The sequence below is a fragment of the Azospirillum sp. NS33 genome (assembly GCF_059703765.1).
On record NZ_BAAKJB010000026.1, the window covers coordinates 77,746 to 94,897 of the forward strand.

General features: G+C 70.8%; 15 protein-coding genes and 2 tRNA genes. 7 read left to right on the forward strand and 10 right to left on the reverse strand.

The annotated features are described in order from the left end of the window. Positions 1-6: 6 nt before the first annotated feature. The 3 genes from AC6H2I_RS21465 to AC6H2I_RS21475 all read right to left on the reverse strand — a co-directional run bounded on the left by AC6H2I_RS21465 (position 7) and on the right by AC6H2I_RS21475 (position 2,630). Positions 7-519 carry a hypothetical protein gene (locus AC6H2I_RS21465; protein WP_497502754.1) on the reverse strand — a complete coding sequence of 171 codons (513 nt, stop codon included), beginning with the start codon at positions 517-519 and terminating at the stop codon, positions 7-9. A 97-nt stretch (positions 520-616) separates the two neighbouring features. Beyond that, on the reverse strand, positions 617-2,326 hold the full coding sequence (gene ade, locus AC6H2I_RS21470; RefSeq protein ID WP_497502755.1) for an adenine deaminase: 1,710 nt from the start codon (positions 2,324-2,326) through the stop codon (positions 617-619). Between the two features lie 228 nt (positions 2,327-2,554). Then, positions 2,555-2,630, reverse strand: a tRNA-Phe gene (locus AC6H2I_RS21475). A 521-nt stretch (positions 2,631-3,151) separates the two neighbouring features. Here AC6H2I_RS21475 and metK point away from each other — a divergent pair. The 3 genes from metK to AC6H2I_RS21490 are packed head-to-tail and all read left to right on the forward strand — an operon-like array spanning position 3,152 to position 6,091. After that, positions 3,152-4,327 carry a methionine adenosyltransferase gene (gene metK / locus AC6H2I_RS21480; protein WP_497502756.1) on the forward strand — a complete coding sequence of 392 codons (1,176 nt, stop codon included), beginning with the start codon at positions 3,152-3,154 and terminating at the stop codon, positions 4,325-4,327. Between the two features lie 44 nt (positions 4,328-4,371). Continuing rightward, a complete protein-coding gene (locus AC6H2I_RS21485; RefSeq protein WP_497502757.1) occupies positions 4,372-5,220 on the forward strand; it encodes a glycine/sarcosine N-methyltransferase in 849 nt (282 codons plus the stop codon). Continuing rightward, a complete protein-coding gene (locus AC6H2I_RS21490; protein ID WP_497502758.1) occupies positions 5,213-6,091 on the forward strand; it encodes an SAM-dependent methyltransferase in 879 nt (292 codons plus the stop codon). The genes AC6H2I_RS21485 and AC6H2I_RS21490 overlap by 8 nt, the downstream gene beginning before the upstream one ends. Before the next feature lie 99 nt (positions 6,092-6,190). Here AC6H2I_RS21490 and AC6H2I_RS21495 read toward each other — a convergent pair whose 3' ends face one another. Then, positions 6,191-6,508, reverse strand: coding sequence for a hypothetical protein (locus AC6H2I_RS21495; RefSeq protein ID WP_497502759.1), 318 nt, complete (start codon positions 6,506-6,508; stop codon positions 6,191-6,193). Between the two features lie 291 nt (positions 6,509-6,799). Between AC6H2I_RS21495 and AC6H2I_RS21500 the strand changes: the two genes are divergently transcribed. Genes AC6H2I_RS21500 through AC6H2I_RS21510 form a run of 3 tightly spaced genes read left to right on the forward strand, consistent with a single transcriptional unit; the run spans position 6,800 to position 9,199 of the window. Beyond that, entirely contained in the window at positions 6,800-7,120 is a 321-nt protein-coding gene (locus AC6H2I_RS21500; protein ID WP_497502760.1) for a hypothetical protein, read from the forward strand. An 11-nt stretch (positions 7,121-7,131) separates the two neighbouring features. Next, a complete protein-coding gene (locus AC6H2I_RS21505) occupies positions 7,132-8,886 on the forward strand; it encodes a PepSY-associated TM helix domain-containing protein (protein WP_497502761.1) in 1,755 nt (584 codons plus the stop codon). Then, a complete protein-coding gene (locus AC6H2I_RS21510) occupies positions 8,879-9,199 on the forward strand; it encodes a DUF3325 domain-containing protein (RefSeq protein ID WP_497502762.1) in 321 nt (106 codons plus the stop codon). Before AC6H2I_RS21505 ends, AC6H2I_RS21510 begins: the two co-directional genes overlap by 8 nt. A gap of 293 nt (positions 9,200-9,492) precedes the next feature. On the opposite strand, the gene AC6H2I_RS21515 is transcribed toward AC6H2I_RS21510, so the two are convergent. The 5 genes from AC6H2I_RS21515 to AC6H2I_RS21535 form a co-directional block, all read right to left on the reverse strand. Continuing rightward, positions 9,493-9,720 carry a hypothetical protein gene (locus AC6H2I_RS21515; RefSeq protein WP_497502763.1) on the reverse strand — a complete coding sequence of 76 codons (228 nt, stop codon included), beginning with the start codon at positions 9,718-9,720 and terminating at the stop codon, positions 9,493-9,495. A gap of 106 nt (positions 9,721-9,826) precedes the next feature. Beyond that, positions 9,827-9,902, reverse strand: a tRNA-Ile gene (locus tag AC6H2I_RS21520). Between the two features lie 168 nt (positions 9,903-10,070). Next, positions 10,071-12,080: an RNA polymerase sigma factor RpoD gene (gene rpoD / locus AC6H2I_RS21525; protein WP_497502764.1), complete on the reverse strand. Its 2,010-nt coding sequence runs from the start codon at positions 12,078-12,080 to the stop codon at positions 10,071-10,073. 236 nt (positions 12,081-12,316) lie between these two features. After that, the gene (gene dnaG / locus AC6H2I_RS21530) at positions 12,317-14,296 is read right to left on the reverse strand and encodes a DNA primase (RefSeq protein ID WP_497502765.1); all 1,980 of its coding nucleotides are present in this window, start codon (positions 14,294-14,296) and stop codon (positions 12,317-12,319) included. Positions 14,297-14,389: 93 nt separating this feature from the next. After that, on the reverse strand, positions 14,390-14,854 hold the full coding sequence (locus AC6H2I_RS21535) for a GatB/YqeY domain-containing protein (protein WP_497502766.1): 465 nt from the start codon (positions 14,852-14,854) through the stop codon (positions 14,390-14,392). Between the two features lie 413 nt (positions 14,855-15,267). On the opposite strand from AC6H2I_RS21535, the gene carA reads away from it, so the two are divergent. Continuing rightward, a complete protein-coding gene (gene carA, locus AC6H2I_RS21540; RefSeq protein WP_497502777.1) occupies positions 15,268-16,455 on the forward strand; it encodes a glutamine-hydrolyzing carbamoyl-phosphate synthase small subunit in 1,188 nt (395 codons plus the stop codon). A gap of 26 nt (positions 16,456-16,481) precedes the next feature. Here the strand turns inward: carA and AC6H2I_RS21545 are convergent, their stop codons facing one another. Then, a complete protein-coding gene (locus AC6H2I_RS21545; protein WP_497502767.1) occupies positions 16,482-16,958 on the reverse strand; it encodes a hypothetical protein in 477 nt (158 codons plus the stop codon). Between the last annotated feature and the right edge of the window lie 194 nt (positions 16,959-17,152).

Sequence of the window (17,152 nt, forward strand, 5' to 3'; positions counted from 1 at the left end):
GACCGCTCAGGCGGGAAGGCCGGCGCGCAGTTCGGTCACGGGCGGCACCCGCGCCGCCAGGCGGCGCGAGCGCAGGCCGGCCCGGATGAAGACGATCCCGACCAGGATCGGCAGGAGCACGACGCCGGCGATGATCTGGCGCATGCCGCGGTCGCGGGCCGCGGTCACGAACAACTCGACCAGCGAGAGATCCTGGGCCAGCACGCCGGCGGCGGGCGCCTCGCTTCCCGTCGGCCGGGCGGCGTAGATGATGCCGCCGCGCCCGCCGCCGCTCTCGATCTCGACCACCCACAGCTCGACCTCCGCGCCCTCGCGCAGACACGCGGCCACGCTGTTGCCGGCGCTCATCGCGTGCAGGCGGGCCGTGCGGCCGGCATCGTCGCCGATCTCCACGGCGTCGAACACGGTGGCCCCGGCGATCTCACGCGGATTCTCGACCCGCTGGACACGGGCCACGCAGGACCACGTCCCAACCTCGACCCCGGTTTGCGGCACGCCGCCCGAAACCCCCTCACCCACGCCCGTCCTCCCTCTCGTTGCGGCCCCAGCCGCCTATCGTTGCGTCAACCTAACAAACCGAGCGCCGCACCCCGAAGGCAATTCCGACAGGCGGACGTCACGCCGCGATGACCGTGAAGCGGTCGACGTCGACCAGCCCGTGATCGGTGATCTTGAGATGGGGGATCACCGGCAGCGGCAGGAAGGCCAATTGCAGGAACGGCTCCGCCAGGGGGCAGCCCATGGCGTGGACCGCCTGGCGCAGGGAGCGCAGCTGCCGCTCCACCGTCTCGAACGGCTCCAGGCTCATCAGCCCGGCCAGCGGCAGGGCGATCTCGCCGACCACGCGGCCGTCGCACACCGCGACGAAGCCGCCCTGGAGTTCGATCAGGCGGTTGACCGCGATGGCCATTGCCGCGTCGTCGGCACCGACGACGCAGACATTGTGGCTGTCGTGGCCGACCGACGAGGCGATGGCGCCACGCCGGAAGCCGAAACCCCGCACGAACCCACGGCCGATGTTGCGGTTGCTGCCGTGGCGGGACAGCACGCAGACCTTCAGGATGTCGCGCTCGGGATCGGCCACGGCCTCGGCGCCGCGGCGCGGCACCTCCAGGGTCAGGTGCTCGGTGATGATCTTGCCCGGCAGGATGCCGATCACCGGGCGGGTGGCGCCGGCCGCGGGCACGGCGAAGGCGGCGGCGTCGACCGCGTCGAGACGGACCGAGTCGAGCCCCACCGGCTCGGCGACCGGCCGGCCGGCGAAGGTCGCCGCCCCCACCGGGCGGCCGTCCTTGATCACGCCCTGAACCGCGCAGTCCTCCAGATCGCCCAGCAGCACCAGATCGGCGCGCTGCCCCGGTGCCACCAGGCCGCGATCGGACAGGCCGAAGTGGCGGGCCGCCGCCCAGGTGGCGGCGCGGTAGACGTGGGCCACCGGGGCGCCGCAGCGGATGGCGGCGCGGATCAGGTGGTCCATGTGGCCCTCCTCGGCGATGTCGAGGGGGTTGCGGTCATCGGTGCAGAAGCCGAGGAAGGACGAGGTTTCCGGCCGGATCACCTCGGCCAGGGCGTGGACGTCCTTGGACACGGAACCGTCGCGGATCAGCACCTGCATGCCCTTGCGGAGCTTCTCCCAAGCCTCCTCGGCGCTGGTCGTCTCGTGGCAGTTGCGCACGCAGCAGGACAGATAGGCGTTGAGCTCGCGCCCCCGCACCAGGGGGGCGTGCCCGTCGATCGGCCGGTCCTGGAAGGCGGCGAGCTTGTCCAGCACCTCCGGCAGCTTGCGGAAGACACCGGGGAAGTTCATGAACTCGGCCAGCCCCAGCACCTTGGGATGGTCGCGCCAGCGCACCAGGTCGGCGGCGTCGAGGCGGGCGCCGGAGGTCTCCAGGTCGGTCGCCGGCACGCAGGACGAGAGCTGGACCCGCAGGTCGATGGCCAGCGCGCCGGCGCTGTCGAGGACATAGCGCAGTCCCGGCTCGCCCAGGACGTTGCAGATCTCGTGCGGGTCGCAGATCGCCGTGGTGGTGCCGCGGGGCAGCACGCAGCGATCGAACTCGGATGGGGTGACGCAGGTCGATTCGCAGTGGACATGGGTGTCGATGAAGCCCGGCACCACCGTCAGCCCGCGGCCGTCGATCTCCTCCACCCCGTCGTAGCGGTCGTAGGTGCCGACGATGCGGTCGCCGCAGATGGCGATGTCGCTGTCGGCGGTCTCGCCGGTGACGACGTTGAGGAACCGCGTGTTCTTGATGACCAGATCGGCCTTGGCCGAGCCCAGCGCCTGGTCGATGCGCCTCTCCAGTTCGTCCCGGCCGACCGCCATGCCGCCTCTCCCCGTGTTGGTCCCCGCCATGAAGGTGGCACCGGCAGCGGTGCGGATCAATCGCAGCACGGAAGGCGCACGGGGCCACCGCCCGGGCCGGCGTCGAACCGGCGGTGGGCGGCGGCCACGCCGAACAGCCTCCGGCGTCGCGCGCGACTCTCATGGGGTGGCGCGCGACACGCCGCCGTGGCGGAGGGCGTGCGAACAGAGGGGGATTGTCGTGGGAAATGGTGCCCAGGGACGGAGTCGAACCGCCGACACGGGGATTTTCAGTCCCCTGCTCTACCAACTGAGCTACCTGGGCTTGCCTGCGGCCGCGCCGGGCGGAACGCCCGCGGCCCGTCAAGGTCGCCGCTTATACACACTTCACCGGCCCGCCGCCAGCCCGTTATTGCCGCCTGCACGCCGTTTTTGCCGGTCGCGCGGCCGGGCCGGCTCGCCGAGGCCGGCCGCACACGCCGGGGCACGGATGATAAGGGAATTACCCTAACACAAACATACTGCATTTTGAAGGTGGAAATTGATGCGCGATACCCCCCTAATTGCCTCCATCGATTCGCCGCCGGCCGACAGATAATCCTGCCGGTCCGGTGCGCTTTTGGGTGTTATCGACGCGCCCGCCTCGTGTCCCGTCCACCGTATTCTTGGTGGCCATTGGGCGCGCTTCTTCGCGCCTGTCCGGGCGTCATTTCAAATCTGGGGCCAAGACGCAGGCTGCGCCGGCGTTTGTCTGGTCCCGGGAACGGCAACGTGCGCCCGAGATCTTGTGCCCGCCACGGCGGTGGGCGCAACGCTCCCGGTGCGCCTGACCAAGGAATCCATCCCGTGTCGCGAGCCCATATCTTCTCGTCCGAATCGGTCGGTGCCGGCCACCCCGACAAGATCGCCGACAACGTCTCCGACGCCGTCCTCGACGCCATCCTGGCCCAGGACCCGCGGGCCCGCGTCGCCTGCGAGACCCTGGTCAACACCGGCCTGTGCGTGCTCGCCGGCGAGATCACCACGACGGCCCAGGTCGACTATGGCCAGGTCGCCCGCGACACCATCTGCGACATCGGCTACGACGACCCCCGATTCGGCTTCGACGGCCGCAGCTGCGCGGTCATGGTGACGCTCGACAAGCAGTCCCCCGACATCGCCCAGGGGGTCGACGAGGGCGCCGGGCTGGACCTCGACCAGGGGGCCGGCGACCAGGGGCTGATGTTCGGCTACGCCTGCCGCGAGACGCCGGAGCTGATGCCGCTGCCGATCCAGCTCGCCCATCGCCTGACCGCCCGCCAGGCCGAGGCCCGCACGTCCGGTGCCCTGCCCTGGCTGCGCCCCGACGTCAAGTCGCAGGTCTCCGTACGCTACGTCGACGGCCGGCCCGCCGCCATCGACACCATCGTGCTGTCGACCCAGCACGACGAGGACGTGCCGTACGCGACCCTGAAGGAGGCGGTGATCGAGCAGATCATCAAGCCGGAGCTGCCGGCGGGCATCGACACCGCCGCCATCGACTACCTCGTCAACCCGACCGGCCGCTTCGTCATCGGCGGCCCGGTGGGCGACTGCGGCCTGACCGGGCGCAAGATCATCGTCGACACCTACGGCGGGATGGGCCGCCACGGCGGCGGCGCCTTCTCCGGCAAGGACCCGTCGAAGGTCGACCGCTCCGCCGCCTACGCCGCGCGCTACGTCGCCAAGAACGTGGTGGCGGCGGGCCTCGCCGAGGTCTGCGAGGTGCAGATCGCCTACGCCATCGGCGTGGCCCGGCCGGTGTCGGTCCACGTCAACACCTTCGGCACCGCGACCGCGCCGGAGGAGCGCATCGAGGAGGCGATCCGCCGCCACTTCGACCTGCGCCCCAAGGGCATCGTGCAGATGCTCGACCTGCTGCGCCCGGTGTACCGCGCCACCGCCTCCAACGGGCATTTCGGGCGCAGCGGCCCGGGCTTCACGTGGGAACGCACCGACCGGGCCGAGGCGCTGGCCGCCGAACTGGCGATGGCGACGGCGTGAGCCGGCCCAGCGCGATCCAAGGCAGCGAAACACGGGGGAACACCATGTCCGTCACCGACCTGACGCGGGACGACGCCGACGTCACCAACCCGGAACTGGTGCTGCGCGAGCAGCGGTATGGCGGCGATCCGCTGAGCGTGCGCGAGACCGACCAGTACCGCGCCGAGTACGTCATGAGCTTCGTCGAGAAGTGGGACGAGCTGATCGACTGGGAGGCCCGCGCCGAGGGCGAGGGGTCGTTCTTCATCGACCTGCTGACCGCCCGCGGCAAGACCGCGGTGCTCGACGTCGCCACCGGCACCGGCTTCCATTCGGTGCGCCTGCAGACCGCGGGCTTCGACGTCACCAGCGTCGACGGCAACGCCGCCATGCTGGCCAAGGCGTTCGAGAACGCCACGGCGCGCAACCTGATCCTGAAGACCGTGCACACCGACTGGCGCTGGCTGACGCAGTCCGTGCAGGGCACGTTCGACGCCATCATCTGCCTCGGCAACTCCTTCACACACCTGTTCGAGGAGCGGGACCGGCGCCGCGTGCTGACCGAGTTCTACGCCGCCCTGAAGCCCGACGGCATCCTGATCATCGACCAGCGCAACTACGACTCCATCCTCGACCACGGCTTCTCGACCAAGCACAAGTACTACTACTGCGGCGACCGCGTCAGCGCCCAGCCGGAGCATGTCGACGAGGGGCTCGCCCGCTTCCGCTACGATTTCCCCGACGGCTCCACCTACCAGCTCAACATGTTCCCGCTGCGCAAGAACTACATGCGCCAGCTGATCCTGGAGACGGGCTTCCAGCACGTCCACACCTACGGGGACTTCCAGGAGACCTATCAGGAGAATGAGCCCGACTTCTTTGTCCACGTCGCGGAGAAGGCCTACAATGTCTGACACCGCCACGATCTCCGGAGCGGCGCCGAAGACCGCGCGCGCCGCCATCGCCTCGAAAGCCGAGGTCTATTACGACAGCCGCGAGGCCGACCAGTTCTACTTCAACATCTGGGGCGGCGAGGACATCCACGTCGGCCTCTACGAGTCGGACGACGAGCCGATCAAGCCGGCGAGCCGCCGCACCGTGGCCCGCATGGTCGGCATGGTGCCGGAGCTGGGGCCGGAGTCGCGGGTGATCGACCTCGGCGCCGGCTACGGCGGGGCGGCGCGCTACCTGGCGGCGCGGCACGGCTGCCGCGTCACCTGCCTCAACATCAGCCGCACCCAGAACGAGACCAACCTGCGCCTCAGCGCCGAGCAGGGGCTGGGGGACCGGGTCGCGGTGCTCCACGGCAGCTACGAGGACGTGCCGGACGGCGGCGGCCTCTATGATCTGGCGTGGTCGCAGGACGCCGTCCTGCACAGCGCCGACCGCCGCCGCGTGCTGGCCGAGGCGTTCCGGGTGCTCAAGCCCGGCGGCCGTCTGGTGTTCACCGACCCCATGCAGTCCGACGCCTGCCCGCCCGGCGTGCTGCAGCCGGTCTACGACCGCATCCACCTGGACTCCCTGGGTTCCTTCGCCTGGTACCGGGCGACGGCGGCCGCTCTGGGGTTCGCCGAGGTGACGATCGAAGACCACTCGCCGCAGCTGCGCCGCCACTACGCGCGGGTCGGCGCCGAACTGCGCGGCCGCTACGACGCCATCGTCGCGGTGTCGAGCCGGCCCTTCGTCGACCGCATGCTGGTCGGCCTGGACAACTGGGTGAAGGCCGCCGACAGCGGCCATCTCGCCTGGGGCATCCTGCACTTCCGCAAACCTGCGAACCCCTAGGGTCCGCAGGTCGCGCCGGGCCGGACCTGTGGCCCGATCCGGTGATCCATGCTTCGGCGTCCGGCCCCCCTCGCGCGCGGCGTGACGGGGGGCCGCCGCTCAGGGCAGGTCCTTGAGCGCCCAGCCCGTGCACTCGCGCGCCGCATCCGCCTCGACCCGGCTGGCCCGGAAGGCACCCCAGGCGCACACCACCAGCGCGCTGCCGATGGCCATGGCGGCGGAGCTGTGCAGCTCCGGCCGGACGGCGGCGTCGGCGGCGGAGCCGACGAAGGCGAGGATCGCGGCGACCGAAGCCACCATGCCCGCGCCGAGATTGGCCAGCGACCGGCGCACGCGCCGCATTCCCTGGCGGGCGTGGACGCCGCGGCGCCGGGCGTGATGTCCGCCGGTCGCGGACCGGGTCACGTCGTCGAACATGGGGGCTCTCCACTCGTTGGCCGCGGCGACGCGGGCCTGTTGCTGAAGACAACCCTGTGGCGGCGCCGCGGTTCCGTGGCGGGCGACCCTGGTGTCGGAGGTACCGAATCGGGTGGGGTGGCGGTCCGCCGGGACGTCCGCCGCCTGGCCGATCCCGCCGTCCCGCGCCGGCTGTTCCTTGATGCGTCGCATGCGACCTGTTATCACTCGCAACTCGGTCCGGTGCCCCGCCCTTCCCCGGAAACGGGGCCCGCGACCCCGGGACGGCGGACTTCCGAGAGGGAACGAGCGATGCGAGCGCGAGACGACACGGCGGGCGGGCGGGGTGCGGACGTCCTTCCGGTGCTGGGGCGGGTGGCCGCCGCCCTGCTCGGCGGTTACGCCTTCACCTGGGGCTTCGCCGCGTTCGGCATCGCCGGGCTGACGGCCCTGGGGGCCGGCTTCCACGACGGCGAGGCGGCGGTCATGATGCTCGCCTTCCTGGTGTATCTCGGAACCTTCCTGTGGGCCTTCGCGGCGCCCCGGCTGGCGCTGGTGTGGGCGGTTCTCGCCGGGGGCGGGGCGGCCATGACCGCGGCCGCCTGGGCGCTTCAGTCGATCAGTCTGGCGTGAGGGGCAGAGCGATGTTCGGTAGCTTCCGTCATGCGATGGCCTGGGTGCACACCTGGTTCGGGCTCACGATCGGCTTCGTGCTGATGGTGTGCTTCTTCTTCGGGTCGCTGTCGGTGTTCGACCGCGAGATCGACCGTTGGGCGATCCCCGAGACCCGCTTCGCGGCGCAGCCCATGCCCTCGTTCGACACCGTGCTGACGCCGGTGTTCGAGCGGCTGAGGCCGCATCCCGACGACATGGAACGGACCGCCGGCCGGGTGATCGGCCCCCTGCCGCCCCCGGACACCATGCCGATGCAGTCGCTCTACGCGTACACCACCCACCGTGACCCGGTGCTGCGCATCGGCGGCGAGTTCGGCATCCCCAACAAGCCCAGGGACGCGTCCGACGACCACCTGCACGTGCACGGCTGGGCCACCATCGACCCGCGCACCGGCGACGTGCTGCCCGAGGGCCGGCTCAAGGTGGGCAGCGAGTTCTTCTTTCCCCTGCACTACAGCCTGCACCTGACGTGGATGAACCTCGGCTACTGGATCGTCGGGCTTGCCGCGCTGACCATGCTGGCGGCGCTGGTCACCGGCCTCGTCATGCACCGCAAGATCTTCCGCGAGTTCTTCACGTTCCGGCCGTGGAAGCAGACGCTGCGCGGCGCGCTCGACCTGCACAACCTCAGCGGGGTGGTGGCGCTGCCCTTCCACTTCTTCTTCGCCTTGACCGGGCTGATCATCTTCGCCGCGATCTACCTGCCGGTGTCGGACACCCTGCTGAAGCCCCTGCACGACCGGCACGAGGTGCTGGAGGCCGAACGCACCGGGCTGGCGCACGAGCCCGCCGGCATCGCCGCCCCGCTCGCCTCGGTGGACGCCATGGTGGCGGAGGCGAAGCGCCGCTGGGCCGCCCGCGACATGCCGGGCGAGGTCGGCTACCTGTTCATGGAGCACCTGGGCGACCGCAACGGCTACGTCAGCGTCTACCGCGCCGGCAACGACCAGGTGGCGCTGGTCGGCCAGGGCGTCCATTTCGAGGCGGCGACCGGCCGGGTGATCCGCGAGGACCCCGCCCCCAACGCGGTGGCGAGCGTGCAGGAGTTCCTGACCGGGCTGCATCTCCAGCACTTCCGCCACTGGCCGCTGCGCTGGCTGTACGTGGCGGGCGGGCTGCTGGGTTGCGCCTGCATCGCCACCGGCTTCGTCTTCTTCGTGGAGAAGCGCAAGCAACGGCACGCCCAGACCGCGGCGTGGGGCGCCCGGGTGGTCGAGTCGCTGGCCGTCACCGCGGTCACCGGCATGGTCATCGCCGCGGTGTCGATCCTCATCGTCAACCGCCTGCTGCCGACCGACTATCCGGACCACTGGACGGTGCGCTCGGACCTGCAGCGCGGTGCCTTCTGGTTCGCGTGGGCGCTGGCGGCGCTTCACGCCGTCCTGCGCACCGCGGCCACGCCGCCGGACCGGCTGACGCCGGCCTGGGCCGAGCAGTGCTGGGCCCTCGCCGCCCTTGCCGTGACGGCGGTGCTGCTGAACGGGGTCACCACCGGCGACCATCTGATCCGGACGCTCGTGGTGGACCCCTATTGGCCGGTCGCCGGCCTCGACCTCTGCCTGCTGGCGGCGGCGGCGGTCGCCGCGACGGTGGCGCTCCGGCTGGTCCGCGGCGACCGGCCGCGGGTGGCGGAGCAGCCGCGGGGGGCGGCGGCGAAGACCACGCCCGTGTACACGGGAGGGCTCGACGGCCTGCCAGCCGCAGCGGGAGCGGGCGATGATTGACGCGGGAGTGGCTCTTCTGGTGGCGGCGGCGGTGGCGGCCTGCGCCGGCCACGGCTGGCTGGCCCTGGCCATGGACGTCCATTGGTGCCAAGTGCTGGGCGGCGGCAACGGCCCGGCACCGGCAACGCGGCGGACGCTGCGCGGACTCGGCGCCGCCGGCCTCGCCCTATCGGGCGTCCTGTGCTTCCTCGCCGACCGCCCGTCCATGGCGCTGCTGGTCTGGATCATGTTCATGGCCGCGGCGGCGGCGCTCGTCGCCTTCACCCTGGCGTGGCGCCCCACCCTCCTGCGGCCGCTCTGGCCCGGGCGGTGATCGCCGCCCGACGGCAGACCGACGGGGGAAGGATGTGGACCCGTTCACCGTCGGCGGCACGGAAGGCAACTCGGAGGGGCGGCCGGGATGGTCGCCTCTGCAGGATGCGTGCGGTCGACTGGAACGCGTCGTGTGAGAGGGAACCACTGTTAAGGGTGTGGCGACTGGCCGGACGGATTGCGCCCCGGGTCACCGTCAGTGATGCCGGTCTCGCTCATTCCAACGCACAGCTGCGTAACCCACTGCAACGACGAGGGCCGGCATGATGATGTAGGCCAGAACCCACATGCTGTTCATTTCAGACCTCCCAACACCCGCCGCGCGAAGTAGTGCAGGACCGCGGCCGTTGCGAACCACACGGCGCTGCCGATACCCAGGACCAAGGGCGACACGGCCACCGTTCCCATACCATACAGGAAGGCCGCAGCGGGACCAATGACCCCGACCGCGATGCACGCCGTCGACGCACGATCCAGGGCGTTCGCCGTCAGCTTCGTCCGTTCATTCTCAACCATGCTCATGTGGCGGGGGTTCCGGCCCGGCGAAAGGGCGATATCGAGCCGTTCTACCGGATTGCCCACCGCCGCGCACCGCCACGAGGCACGCCGCACCAACCCGTGGAAAGAGTGGTGGGCCCGGCCGGATTCGAACCGACGACAACACCGTTATGAGCGGCGCGTTCTAACCGCTGAACTACAGGCCCACAGGGGAAGGGACTGTGCCGCGAAGACGGATGCGGCGCAAGGGGGTGCGCAACGGCATCCATGGCCGCCCGCGCACACGCGCCGGCCCCCGCGGCGATGGCCGCGCATGAAAAAGGCCCCGGTCCCGCTGCCGCGGGACCGGGGCCTTCCTACGGCCGATCCGATCCTCAGGTGTCGAGGAAGCTGCGCAGCTTGCGCGAGCGCGACGGGTGCTTGAGCTTGCGCAGGGCCTTCGCCTCGATCTGGCGGATGCGCTCGCGGGTCACGTTGAACTGCTGGCCGACCTCTTCGAGCGTGTGGTCGGTGTTCATGCCGATGCCGAAGCGCATGCGCAGCACCCGCTCCTCGCGCGGCGTCAGCGAGGCCAGCACCCGGGTCGTCGTCTCGCGCAGGTTCGCCTGGATGGCCGCGTCGAGCGGCAGCACCGCGTTCTTGTCCTCGATGAAGTCACCGAGGTGGCTGTCCTCCTCGTCGCCGATCGGCGTCTCCAGGCTGATCGGCTCCTTGGCGATCTTCAGGACCTTGCGGACCTTCTCCAGCGGCATCATCAGCCGCTCCGCCAGCTCCTCCGGGGTCGGCTCGCGGCCGATCTCGTGCAGCATCTGGCGGCTGGTGCGCACCAGCTTGTTGATCGTCTCGATCATGTGCACGGGGATGCGGATGGTCCGCGCCTGGTCGGCGATCGAGCGGGTGATCGCCTGCCGGATCCACCACGTGGCGTAGGTCGAGAACTTGTAGCCGCGCCGGTACTCGAACTTGTCCACCGCCTTCATCAGGCCGATGTTGCCCTCCTGGATCAGGTCCAGGAACTGCAGGCCGCGGTTCGTGTACTTCTTGGCGATGGAGATGACGAGGCGCAGGTTGGCCTCCACCATCTCCTTCTTGGCGCGGCTCGCCTCCTTCTCGCCCTTCTGGACCGTCGAGACGATGCGGCGGAACTCGGCGATCGGCAGCTTGGCCTCGTCGGAGATGCCGGAGATCTGCTCGCGGGTGCGGACGATGTCTGTCTCGTACTTCTCGACGCAGCGGTTCCACGCCTTGTTGTTCAGCGCCTTGATGCGGTCGAGCCAGTTCGGGTCGAGCTCGTGCCCGACATAGTGGTTGAGGAAGTCCTCGCGCTTGACCCGGGTGTCGGTCGCCATGCGCAGCAGCTTGCCCTCGAAGCCGGTCAGCTTGCGGTTCAGGGCATAGAGCTGCTCGACGAGCTGCTCGATGCGCTGGTTGTTGAGGCGGACCGTGTTCATCAGCTCGACCATCTCGGTCTTGAGCTTCTCGTACTTCTTGTCCGTCTGCTTGCCGACGTCCTCGCCGCGCTGGATCGCGCCGATGCGCGTCTCGTGCAGCTTGTGCAGCTTCTCGTAGGTCGCCTTGATGCTGTCGAAGGTCTCCAGCACCTGGGGCTTCAGCGCGGCCTCCATGGCCGACAGCGACAGGTTGTTCTCCTCGTCGCCCTCGCCCTCGCCCTCGATGCCGGGCTCGCGCTCACCCTCGACCGCCGGGGCGCCGTCGCCCTGGGCCTCGGCCGGGGTGTCCTGACGCTCGGCACCCTCGACGGCCGGCGCGGCGGCGATGGTTTCGGCCGGCAGACCCTCGGGCATGCCCTCACCGTCCGGGCCGCCACCATAGGTGGCATCCAGGTCGATGATGTCACGCAACAGCATCTTGCCTTCCATCAGGGCGTCGTGCCACTCGATGATGGCGCGGATGGTCAGCGGCGATTCGCAGATCGCCCCGATCATCATCTCCCGCCCGGCCTCGATGCGCTTGGCGATGGCGATCTCGCCCTCGCGCGACAGCAGCTCCACCGAGCCCATCTCGCGCAGGTACATGCGAACGGGGTCGTCGGTGCGGCCGATGTCGTCGTCGTCGAGGTTGCCCGACGCACGGCCTTCGCCGTCCGCACGCTCCTCGGCGTTCGCGTTGTCGTCCTGCTCCTCGGACTCGACGATGTTGATGCCCATCTCGGACAGCATCGCCATGGTGTCCTCGATCTGCTCCGACGAGGAGGAATCCGGCGGCAGGGCGGAGTTCAGCTCGTCGTACGTGACGTAGCCCCGCTCCTTGCCGCGGGCGATCATCTTCTTGACCGCCAGACCCATCCCATCCATGAGCGGACCGTCGCCCGTCTCTTCACGGGTTTCGGACACTTCCACGCTGTTCGCTGCTTTCGTGGCCATGCGTATGCTGCCCCCGCATTACCCCAAGAACTGAATAGGTGAGAGACGGCGCGCCCGCGTTCGTTTCCGCGCAGCCCAGTCCGTCTCCCGGTTGCAAACCAAGTCCAATGCCGTCACGGCGCCGCTTCGCGCGTCGGTTCACCGCAACCGTCCGGCCGTGGACGCCCCCGTCCCGGCCGGTCACTCCCGATCCGGACCGCCGACGGCCCGGCCCCCCCTCTAACCGGGAACCCTCATCATCCGGTTCCCTCCAAACCACCTTTTTCCGTCGCACCGCCCTGAACGCCCCCGGCACCGCCGTCCTCGTCCAGATCGGTGCCGTCACCGGCACCGGCCGCAGCGCGCGCCACCTCCGCCTTCAGGGCGACGACCCGCGCCAACCGCTCGTCGCTGGCGTCCCGGGCCAAGGCGTCCTCCGCCTCCCTCAGGTCCGCCAGCACCCGCCGGTGGTGCAGATGCCGCCATGTCGGCCACCATCCCCCCCGGGCGTCGTCGAGCGACGCGTCCGGACGGGAGAAGCGACCATGGACATAGGTCGACCCGCTTAGCAGAGATGCCAAAATGGTATCAAAGCCGGCGGATGACAAATGGCTTTGGACAGCTCCGGCGTCAAGCCCCGAGTCGTACTCCGAATCACCGGCCAGTGCCGCGATCACCGCCTGGCGTAGGTCTTCCAGGCGGCCGGGGGGGAACGGGACCAACGCAAGGGATTCGCCGACTTCGTCGAACAGCGCGGGGTGATTGATCACCGTCGCCAGCAGGATCTTCTCGCGCACGAGCTCCTGCGACAGACGGCGTGGCGATGCCCTCTGGAAGCCCGGGGGCGGCCCCGTGCGCAGCCCCGGCTCGCCCGGCACGTGGCGCCGTGGCACCCGAGTCGCACCGCCCGGCGAGGGCCGGAACGGCCCGCGCGCGGCCGCCGCGTTCCGCTGGGCCGCCCAGCCATAGGCGGCGTCGACGCGGCGGCGCATCTCGGTGCGGTAGAACGACTGGACGGTGCGGTCGGCGATGCCGTCGCAGCGCGCCTCCAGGGCCGCCTTGATCGCCGCCTTGGCCTCCGGCGTGTCGCTGCGCCGGCCCTCGCTCTCCATCCGCCACACCGCCTCGGCCAGCGGAATGGCCGCCTCCAGCACGCCCTGCATGGCGCGCCCGCCCTGCACCCGGATCAGGCTGTCGGGGTCCTCGCCCTCCGGCAGGAAGGCGACGCGGGCGGAGTGGCCGGGGGCGAGATGGGGCAGGATGCGCTCCACCGCCTTCCAGGCGGCCCGGCGCCCGGCGCCGTCGCCGTCGAAACAGAGGTAAGGCTCTTTCTCGCCGTCGGGGATCAGCCGCCACAGCTCCTGCACCTGGGTCTCGGTCAGCGCCGTGCCCAGGGGCGCCACCGCGCCCTCGAAGCCGGCGCGCACCAGGGCGATGACGTCCATGTAGCCTTCCGCCACCACCACCGGCTTGCCGTCGGCCGCCGCCTGGCGCGCCCGCGACAGGCCGTAGAGCAGCGTTCCCTTGTGGAAGAGCGGCGTGTCCGCGGTGTTGACGTATTTCGGCCCGTCGCCCTCCAGGATGCGGCCGCCGAAGGCGACGACCTGGCCGCGGCGGTCGGTGACGGGAAACATCACCCGGTTGCGGAAGAAGCCATAGGGGGCGCGGCCGTCGTCGGGCCGGCGCAGCAGGCCGACGGTGAGCAGATCCTCCTCGCCGTACCCCTCGCGCAGGAAGCGGGTGCGCAGGGCCGCGCCGTCCGCCGGGGCGAAGCCCAGGCGGAACCGGGCCATGGTGTCGTCGTCCAGCCCGCGCCCCTGGAGGTAGGCCAGCCCGGCCCGGCCGGCCGGGGCGCGGAGCTGCTCCTCGAACCAGCGGCAGGCCTGCTCCATCAGGTCGTGCAGGGTCTTGCGCCGCTCGTAGCGGCGGCGCTCCTCCTCGGTCGGCTGCGGCACCTCCAGCCCGGCGCGCGCCGCCAGTGCCTCGACCGCCTCGGGAAAGGCGAGGTTGTCGTGGCGCATCACGAAGCCGATGACGTCCCCGTGCGCCCCGCACCCGAAGCAGTGGAAGAAGCCCTTCTGGTCGTTGACGTAGAAGGACGGCGTCTTCTCGTTGTGGAAGGGGCACGGCGCCTTGTACTCGCGCCCGGCCCGGATCAGGCGCAGCCGCTGCCCCACCACGTCGGAGAGCGGAAGCCGCTGGCGCAGATCCTCCAGGAATTGAGGCGGGAAGGCCATGGCTCACCGGGTTAGCGGACACACGCACGGGTCGATAGAGGAAAAGCGTGAACAAGGCCTTGCCGACCGGCCGCGGCCCTGCGCCGCTCCCGCTCAGCAGGTGGGGGCCAGCGTCTGCTTGACCATGCCGCTGGCCTTGGCGAAGTCCATCTGCCCGGGATAGCGGGTGCGCAGTTCCGCCATGGTGCGCCCCATGTCCTTGACGCAGGTCGCGCCGATCTCGTCGATCACCGCGCGCACCGCGGCGCTCACCTCGGCGTCGGAGAGCTGCTTGGGCAGGAAGCTCTCGATCACCGCGATCTCCTCGCGCTCCTGCTCGGCCAGCTCGCAGCGCCCGCCCTGCTCGTAGAGGGTGATGGATTCCTGGCGCTGCTTGATCATCGTCTGGAACATCGACAGGATCTCCGCCTCGTCGATGCCCTCGGTCACACCCCGCGAGCGCGCGGCGATGTCGCGGTCCTTCAACGCCGCGAGAATCAGTCGTACGGTGGAAACCGCCCGCAGGTCCTTGGCCCGCATGGCCTCCTTCAAGGCCTCGTTCAGCCGCGTGCGCAGCATGGTGGCATCCTTGTGGTTCGCATTCGAAGTACATTTCGCACGTTCGGGCATCGAATAGTTACCCAAATCGACCGCGCCGCGCCAGGACCGCCGCAGCGCACCATGGCGCCGGCCGCCCCTCCGGGACCGCGCCCCGGCGACCGCTCCCCCGCGCCCCCCCTGGACATCCGCGGCGGCACGGTCATATAGGTCGTCGTCGTCACATACGGCTTGACCGGCCCGCCGCTCCTGTCTATTCGATCCAGGCTCCGCCCGATCGCCCGGTTGCCTGCTCGAAACGCCTGTTCCGGACCCCGACCCGTCCGGCTGCGGTGTGCCGGCGCGGCCCGATGACGGCCGGCCGCCCCGCACCCGGAGAATATGTCGTCGGGGGCGGGCGTTGTTAAGGTCCCATGAGGTTCGAGGTCCACGCCATGTCCGACACCCGCTCCCCCGACGCCGGTCCCGCCGGCGACGCCGTCCCCCACACCGGCGTTCTGGTGCTCGCCGACGGCACCGTCTTCCGTGGACGCGGCATCGGCGCCGTGGGCGACGCGGTGGGCGAGATCTGCTTCAACACCTCGATGACCGGCTACCAGGAGATCCTGACGGATCCCAGCTACGCCGGCCAGATCATCACCTTCACCTTCCCCCATGTGGGCAACGTCGGCGCCAACCTCGAGGACGTGGAGACCACCACGCCGGTGGCCCGCGGGCTGGTGCTGCGCGCCGACATCACCCAGCCGTCCAACTGGCGGGCCACCCGCCACTTCGACGCGTGGCTGAAGAGCTTCGACCTGGTCGGGCTGGCCGGCGTCGACACCCGCCGGCTGACCCGGCGCATCCGCGACCTCGGCGCCCCCAACGGGGTGATCGCCCACAGCCCGACCGGCGCCTTCGACATCGCGGCGCTGGTGGCGAGGGCGCAGGGCTGGCCGGGGCTGGAGGGCATGGACCTGGCCAAGGAGGTGTCCTGCCGCCAGACCTATTCCTGGAACGAGGGTCTGTGGACCATGGGCCAGGGGTACGCGGTCCAGGAGGCGCCGCGCTTCCACGTCGTCGCCATCGATTTCGGGGCCAAGCGGAACATCCTGCGCTGCCTCGCCGACGCCGGCTGCAAGGTCACGGTGGTCCCGGCCACCGCCACCGCCGAGGACGTGCTGCGCCACAAGCCGGACGGAGTCTTCCTGTCCAACGGCCCCGGGGACCCTGCGGCGACCGGCGCCTACGCGGTGCCGACGATCCGGGCGCTGGTCGACACCGGCGTGCCGCTGTTCGGCATCTGCCTCGGCCATCAGATGCTGTCCCTGGCGCTCGGCGGGCGGACCGAGAAGATGGAGCGCGGCCACCGCGGCGCCAACCACCCGGTCAAGGACCTCGCCACCGGGCGGGTCGAGATCACCAGCCAGAACCACGGCTTCGTGGTGGTGCCCGACAGCCTGCCGGCGGGGGTCGAGACGACCCATGTCAGCCTGTTCGACGGCAGCAACGAGGGCATCCGCCTCAGGGGCCGGCCGGTCTTCTCCGTGCAGTACCACCCCGAAGCCTCGCCCGGCCCCCAGGACAGCCACCACCTGTTCCACCGCTTCGTCGACACGATGGCGGGCAAGCCCCTGCCCTGACGGCCGGCCGGCCGACGGCGGTGCGGTCAGGGCTCCCGGTCGGCCGGGCCGCCGGCGCGCGGGTCGACCCGCTCGATGCCGCCGAACGCGGTCGCCCCGCCGCGGGTGCCATAGCCCCCCGCCGCCTGACCGACCTCGGCGCTGTCGCACGCCGCGATCCCTTCGGCGGCCGTCCGCGTGGCCGCCTCCCGCCGCGCCTCCTGGCGTGCGGCGGCGTCGCCGTGGGCGGCGCGACCGATGAGCGCGCGCACGCGCCCCGCGGTGGCGTCCTCGGCGCGGACCAGCAGGAGCGCGCCGCCAGCGGCGACGCCGTGCTGATAATTGGCCGCCTCCTCGCCGGGCACGCCGAGCTGGGTCAACGCGTCCGCGAGGCCGACGGCGTCGGCCGGCCCGCCGTCGGCGCAGTGGACGTCGTCGGCGGACACGCCGGACTGCTCGATCTGCGCCGCGACCCGCTGCGCTTCGTCGGGACAGTCGAACAGGGCGATGATGATGCTGGCCATCGGTGGTCTCCTTGCCGGAGCGGGACGGCGCCGGGGTGCCCGGCCCCTCGCCCCGCCGATTCCGGACCAACATCGCCCCGTCCCAAGCGGTTCCCCCCCGGCGGTCCGCCGCGGCACCGTCACGCCCTGGCGCCGCAACGGCGCCGTCACGCCCTGGCGCGGCCGCGGTGCCGTGCGCTACCATGACGCACGCG